The 6,457-nt window shown below is 44.5% G+C and carries 6 protein-coding genes; 5 read left to right on the top strand and 1 reads right to left on the bottom strand.

The features are described from left to right. On the bottom strand, window positions 1-458 hold a 458-nt coding region (locus G6R11_RS09920), incomplete at its 3' end, for a LysR family transcriptional regulator (RefSeq protein WP_163132917.1). A 114-nt stretch (window positions 459-572) separates the two neighbouring features. On the opposite strand from G6R11_RS09920, the gene G6R11_RS09915 reads away from it, so the two are divergent. From G6R11_RS09915 to G6R11_RS09895, 5 genes are all read left to right on the top strand, one after another. Further along, window positions 573-1,886, top strand: a complete 1,314-nt coding sequence (locus G6R11_RS09915; RefSeq protein WP_163132916.1) for a 6-phospho-beta-glucosidase — start codon at window positions 573-575, stop codon at window positions 1,884-1,886. 171 nt (window positions 1,887-2,057) lie between these two features. Continuing rightward, complete coding sequence (locus tag G6R11_RS09910) at window positions 2,058-3,842, top strand: hypothetical protein (RefSeq protein ID WP_163132915.1); 1,785 nt, start codon at window positions 2,058-2,060, stop codon at window positions 3,840-3,842. Between the two features lie 9 nt (window positions 3,843-3,851). Next, window positions 3,852-4,481 (top strand): hypothetical protein, encoded by a 630-nt coding sequence (locus G6R11_RS09905; RefSeq protein WP_163132914.1) that lies wholly within the window; start codon window positions 3,852-3,854, stop codon window positions 4,479-4,481. A gap of 212 nt (window positions 4,482-4,693) precedes the next feature. Next, entirely contained in the window at window positions 4,694-6,058 is a 1,365-nt protein-coding gene (locus tag G6R11_RS09900; protein WP_163132913.1) for a hypothetical protein, read from the top strand. A gap of 50 nt (window positions 6,059-6,108) precedes the next feature. Next, entirely contained in the window at window positions 6,109-6,288 is a 180-nt protein-coding gene (locus tag G6R11_RS09895) for a hypothetical protein (RefSeq protein ID WP_163132912.1), read from the top strand. Window positions 6,289-6,457 lie beyond the last annotated feature (169 nt).

The raw sequence follows: 6,457 nt of genomic DNA, 5'->3' as shown, positions 1-6,457 counted from the left end.
GGGTGTTCGTTATTGCTGTAGTAAATGGCTATATCGACAGGTTCATGTTGAAAGTTTATGCGACTCGCTTTTACTCTCAGTTTGATATTAAGGTTAGGATAGCGTTGTTGAAATTCTGGAAGCCTTTCTAGTATCCACCTTTGGGCAAACGTTGGTGCTACGCCTATGTATAGCTCGCCATGCAATTCGTTGAATTTAATGTCGTCGAGTTCTGAAAATATGACATCGAAAGATTGATTCAATGCCTGCAGCAAGCGTTCTCCCTCATTTGTCAGCTTAAGTTTTCTTGTCAATCTTACAAACAGACTAAAACCAAGTTGCTCTTCCAAAGATTTAATGCGTTGGCTAACTGCGCCCTGTGAAATAAACAGTTCTTCTCCTGCTTTTGTAAAGCTCAGAGACTTTCCAGCGATGGCAAAGACGTACATGTTGGATAGCATTTGCAGTTTTCGATTCATAGTGCACTCTTTGCTATGGATTAGAATAGCTAATTTGTAACAAGTTATTACTGGTTTGTAAACAAGCTTTATATGCCTTTAAATTAACTCATCTTATCTATGCAAGGTATCACGATGAACAAACACTTAAAAATCACCATTATTGGCGCAGGCTCAAGTTACACTCCAGAACTCATTGAAGGTCTAATTAAGCGTAATGATGAATTGCCAATTGGCGAGTTATGGCTGGTTGATATCGAAGATGGCGCAGAAAAAGTTAGCATTATTGGTGAATTGACTCGCCGTATGCTGGCTAAGAATAATATGTCACATATTGATGTTCATGTGACCTTGGAGCGAAAGCCTGCCCTAGAAGGTGCCGATTTTGTTTGTTCGCAGTTCCGCGCAGGGTGTTTGGAAGGTCGAATTCGTGATGAACGGATTTCCCTAAAGTATGGAATGATTGGTCAAGAAACCAATGGATTAGGTGGGTTTGCAAACGCGTGTCGCACGATTCCTATTGCCTTAGAAATTGCACGAGAAATGGAAGTGCTGTGCCCTGATGCTTGGCTACTGAACTTCACCAATCCGTCCGGCATGGTAACGGAAGCTATCTTGAAACATACCAAAGTGAACGCTGTTGGTTTGTGCAATGTGCCTGTCATTATGCAAAAAGGCATCGCAAAAATACTGGATGCCAATGAACAGGACTTTGTATTACAAGTCGCGGGACTAAATCACTTTATTTGGGCACGTAAAGTATTACACGAAGGCCGTGACAAGCTACAAGATGTGGTGGAAGAGATGATTTCAGGTAACGATCCACTCGTACCACAGAATATTTCTCCGTTTAAATGGCCAGCAGAACTATTGCGTAATATGGGTATGATTCCCTGCGCGTATTTACGTTACTACTACACCAGCGAAGACATTATGGGTCAAGAACTGGAAGAGGCGAGTGGCGCAGGTACTCGCGGTGAAGTCGTTAAAGCCATGGAAAATCGATTGTTTGATATTTACCGCAATCCAGAATTAAACGAAAAGCCGAAAGAGCTAGAAAAACGTGGTGGCCAATACTATTCAGAGGCTGCCTGTGAACTAATGAGCTCTATCTTCAATGACAAACGCACCATCATGCATGTGAACACGAGAAACAATGGTGCGATTGATGGTCTACCACATGATTGTACTGTCGAAGTAAGCAGCATGATCACCAAATCTGGTCCACTTCCATTAAACGTTGCTCCCTTCCCGAAAGACACCTTGCGTCTAATTCAAGTCTTGAAAGAGTTTGAAACACTGACCGTTGAAGCTGCGGTTACTGGGGACAGAAATGCAGCACACAGAGCGCTAATTTTGAACCCACTCGTTACGACAGGAACCGTTCTAGAAACGGCCTTAAATGAAACGATTGAAGCAAACTTGGATTACATGCCTCAGTTTCGCTAAAGCACCTGTCTGTATCGTGCATTGACTAGCAAGTTCCTAAAGGGCATTCGGTGCAGTGTCCTTTGTGAATCTTAATCAGTCGAGGTTCACCCCCCAACTAATTAAACACTTTGGTTCCGGTCTCTTTCCTTTATAGGAGACCGCCCTTTTAACTTTATCGAGAATATCATAATGAAAAAATCCATTATCGCGGCATCCGTAATTGCAGCGCTATCATTCAACGCAACTGCTTCTGACCTAGAGGCATACGAGGCAGTTGATAACAGCTCTTCTATGTCTACCTCTGATAAGGTCGCTGCTGGGGTCTTCTCTGCTGCAGCTGTAGGCATCGCATTACTTAGTTCTTCTTCATCTAGCAATGATGGTGAAAATGCTCTCGACCCTGAAGGCTGGGCACCAGAAGGCGGAGCAATCGACCTCCCTGGCTTTGAAGATGACGGTGTAGAGCGTCCAGAGCTTGATCCACAAGCGCCAAGTAACCCAATCGGTGAGAATACTCCTGAGTGGGGCGAAGGTGATAACGGTATCGCTGACCTACCAAGTGGTGAAGATAACGTTCGTCCAGAGAAACCAACACGTCCCGAGAACCCAATCCAAGATGGTGGTTTAGTAGATTGGAACGGTGGTGAAGCCGCTGACGGTAATGAACTTCCGGGTTCACCTGAAATGCCAAGCAAGCCGGGTATGCCCGAGAACCCAATCGGTGAAGATGCTCCTGAAATCCCTGGTTTTGAAGGCCCTGATTACCCAGGCTTCGACATCGGCACAATTGACCCAGACATGCCTGAATTCGACGGTGGTGTTGATGACGTGGCTCATCCAGACCTGCCATCTAAGCCTGGTCTACCAGAAGGCTACACAGCTGAACGTGGTCACGGTGAAAACGGCGACGCTATCCTAGTTATAAAAGATGAGAACGGTGCATGGGTTGGTTCAGTAACACTGACAACTGATGTTGATGGCAACCACACTCTTACTCGTATGAACGGTGACTCTATCACCTTCAACCCTGAAGGTGCTAACGACCTACCTGGTTTCGAAGGCCCACTACACCCTGAGTTCTGGGGACCAGAAGGTGGTGCAATCGATATGCCTGGCTTCGAAGATGACGGTGTAGAGCGTCCAGAGCTTGATCCACAAGCGCCAAGTAACCCAATCGGTGAGGGTGGTTTCCCTGAGTTTGACGGTGATGGTCAAGAAGGCTGGAACCCAGAAGGCGGTGCTGTAGACCTACCAGGCTTCGAAGATGAAGGTGTAGAACGTCCCGAGCTTGATCCACAAGCGCCAAGTAACCCAATCGGTGAGGGTGGTTTCCCTGAGTTTGACGGTGATGGTCAAGAAGGTTGGAATCCAGAAGGCGGTGCTGTAGACCTACCTGGCTTCGAAGATGACGGTGTAGAACGTCCAGAGCTTGATCCACAAGCGCCAAGTAACCCAATCGGTGAGGGTGGTTTCCCTGAGTTTGACGGTGATGGTCAAGAAGGCTGGAACCCAGAAGGCGGTGCTGTAGACCTACCTGGCTTCGAAGATGACGGTGTAGAACGTCCAGAGCTTGATCCACAAGCGCCAAGTAACCCAATCGGTGAGGGTGGTTTCCCTGAGTTTGACGGTGATGGTCAAGAAGGTTGGAATCCAGAAGGCGGTGCTGTAGACCTACCTGGCTTCGAAGATGACGGTGTAGAACGTCCTGAAATTGATCCAAATCTTCCTGGTTTCGGTGACGGTATCAACGTTGACACTGCAGTGACAGATGGACCAGTGGGTTCTGAACTAGATGGCGCGACACTAACTAAGATCACGCTAGACGGTGTTGACACAATCGTGGTTATCGAGCATGAAGACGGTCGCAAGACAGCAGTACACATCCGCGACAAAGACCTAAACAAGCTGAAATCTCTAAGTAAGGATCAACTAAACAACATCAAAGCGAAAGCGCAAGCTCGCTTTAACAAGTAACGGTAAACCATGAAACTCCGCCTGTTAGCAATCACACTACTAAGTTTTAACGTTCAGGCGGAGATCTTGGACACCATTACGGACACGTTTTCGATATCATTTGGTTCAGATACAACCGCTACACTGAATGCAAGCTACGATCTTAACGATTCATGGCGAGTGTTCGGTGAAGTGGATACAGAAGGCTACGGAGAGTTTGGCTTCGGCTACTCATTCTTGACCGGAAGTGTCTACCATGAGATTGCTGGATATGTATCCTCTCCTGGGCGACTCTCAGAGTTCTCAGTCAAACCATGGTTAGGTTACTTTGTCGCAGGATACGTGACTGACTCAACCGTGCTGTATGGTTCACTTGACCTTGGTTACGACCAAGCCGAGCCGATCAATACAGTGCACAAAACTAATGTTGATACTTCCCTTGGTCTCGTGCAAGAGGTGACTGACTGGTTAAGCTTCGGATATGAGTTTAGTCATTACCATTCGTTCCATGTTGCAAAGCATTGGGGCAACAAAGGTTCAATGAACACTCATGAAGTCTCTGCCATGTTCAACATTAAGGGGGTGAAACCAACGATTAGGTACCACATTTCTGAAGACTTCGACAATTATATTGAACTCGGATTAAGTTTCGACTTTTAGAGCGAGAGATACTGGACATCTATAACTTCACTAACAAGCTTCTGTCCAGTTTCAAGTTACGTATGTAAACAACCGTTGTTTGGGAACCTAGAAAGTGTCTGGTGTTCTCAGGCCTTACTAGGTTTACGTGAGACATAATCTTGCTTTGTTGATATATCAGTGTCACCGTACTACATTTATTGTTCAATAAATGAACAGCGGTGTGTAACTCTATGAAATATGTCTCTGCTTTAGCAGTAACCCTGTTGCTTTCGGCTTGCTCTAATAGTTCACCTCCTGAGCCCAAATACTACGTAAAGCATGACCCAGAAAACATGTTCATTGGTTATGGCCCTTCATTTGACACTATATCGGTCAGCTTGTTTGTGGCCAGCACACCACAATCTAATACCCGCAAAACGGCACTCGACTTATCTGATAAAGGACAGGCTGCCTATATCGAAAAACTAGACGATAGTGCGGTGTTAGCCACAGCACTGGCTACCCCTATCAGTCAAAAACCTAAATCAACAATCGATGACCTCTCTGTATTCAACCAAAAGCGTCGTTTCACTTTCACCATTGCGACTTCCCGAATGCAGCCTGCCGACAGAATTATAGAGGCGCATCTAATCGCAACACTACATGCTGACTGGTCTTTCACTGGCTGGTCTGGTTTGAGCGTTATTGAGTCTGATATAAAAGTAGCAAATGTAGTAAACGCTCTAACTAACCGCTCAAAAGCAAATATTGGATTGGGCCTTGATAAATTTATTGGAGAGCTCTTGAGCACGAGTGTTGAGTTAGAAAGAACAAATACTTCTACTGTTACAAGTGACCTGACTTTTGACGTTATAGAGCTCCTCCCTAAACTTACAGATCAATCAGCAGAATTTATCCTTAGAGCTCCGTTTCCACAAGTTAATCTGACCGGAAGTTATACTGTAGATGTAAATTTGAAGTATGAAGGGGAAAAGTTTGTTGTTAAAAACATTGTGCCGTTTGCAGAGAATGGCGAAAAAGGTATTACTTTTATAAGAAAAGGAATACTGCCTATGCAAGCTGGTGAGTTAGTTTATGAAATGCCTTATGTCGTCAGACGTGTCACAGGGGAATCTGCGCTCACCCTAAAAGAGGATGATGACCAAGCAATATATCAGTATGTTAATAAACAAACTGATTCAGTAAATCAACAGGCCAAAATAAGCGATAATCACCCCCATGGAAAAACTAAACTCGGAATACAGTCAAGTATTCCTCGTATATCTGCTTTGATGTTGAGAGGAAAGCCAGTCACTATTCAATTTAATGATACTGTTTCTAAAGTACCCGTGTGCTTTATCCATCAAGATGGTGGAGATTTGAATAAACTTTTAACCTGGATTAAAAAAGACCGCCCTAATAGAATTCACGCCAAAGACAGCAAAGGGGACCTCGTTTGGAAGCTATTAAAAGACGGTTCAACCGAGTTATTGACCCCATCAGATTTGGACTCCCTATCCATACAAAGGTTTGCTCTACAACCTGATGGCAACTTTGATGAGTTTAAACCAATAAGCAAATCCCACTGCAAAACTTCCTTTGTGACGGCAAAATAAGAAACGTGTTGTAGCTATAATTTTGATTCAAAATCTATTTGGGGCAAATCATGAAAGTTAATAAAGATAAGCAACGAGAACTAGACGACAAGCAAGAACTAAAAGACGAACAATATTCTCTCCCTAACGAATGGGGAGTTCCAGACGGTTACGAACGATGCTATTACGATGAGCAGGACGGGCAGACTTATTGCCAAAAGGCTGATGGTTCTTGGCATTTGATGGACTAAAGCAATATCTAGATTTGTAGTAACTCAAGCCTTACCAGTCTTTTACATACGGACGATTGAAAGTAGAGGTAAAACAAATTATAGACAAGGCTAGGCATTAGGTTTCCTTCCTCTGTTATCACTGAATGATAACCGCTTCCTACCTGGTGAATACCAACTTACATCGTCA

The sequence above is a fragment of the Agarivorans sp. Alg241-V36 genome, assembly GCF_900537085.1.
In the GTDB taxonomy this organism is placed as follows: Bacteria; Pseudomonadota; Gammaproteobacteria; order Enterobacterales; family Celerinatantimonadaceae; genus Agarivorans.
The sequence above is the reverse complement of the archived record's forward strand: the minus strand, read 5'-3'. Positions and strand labels throughout refer to the sequence as shown.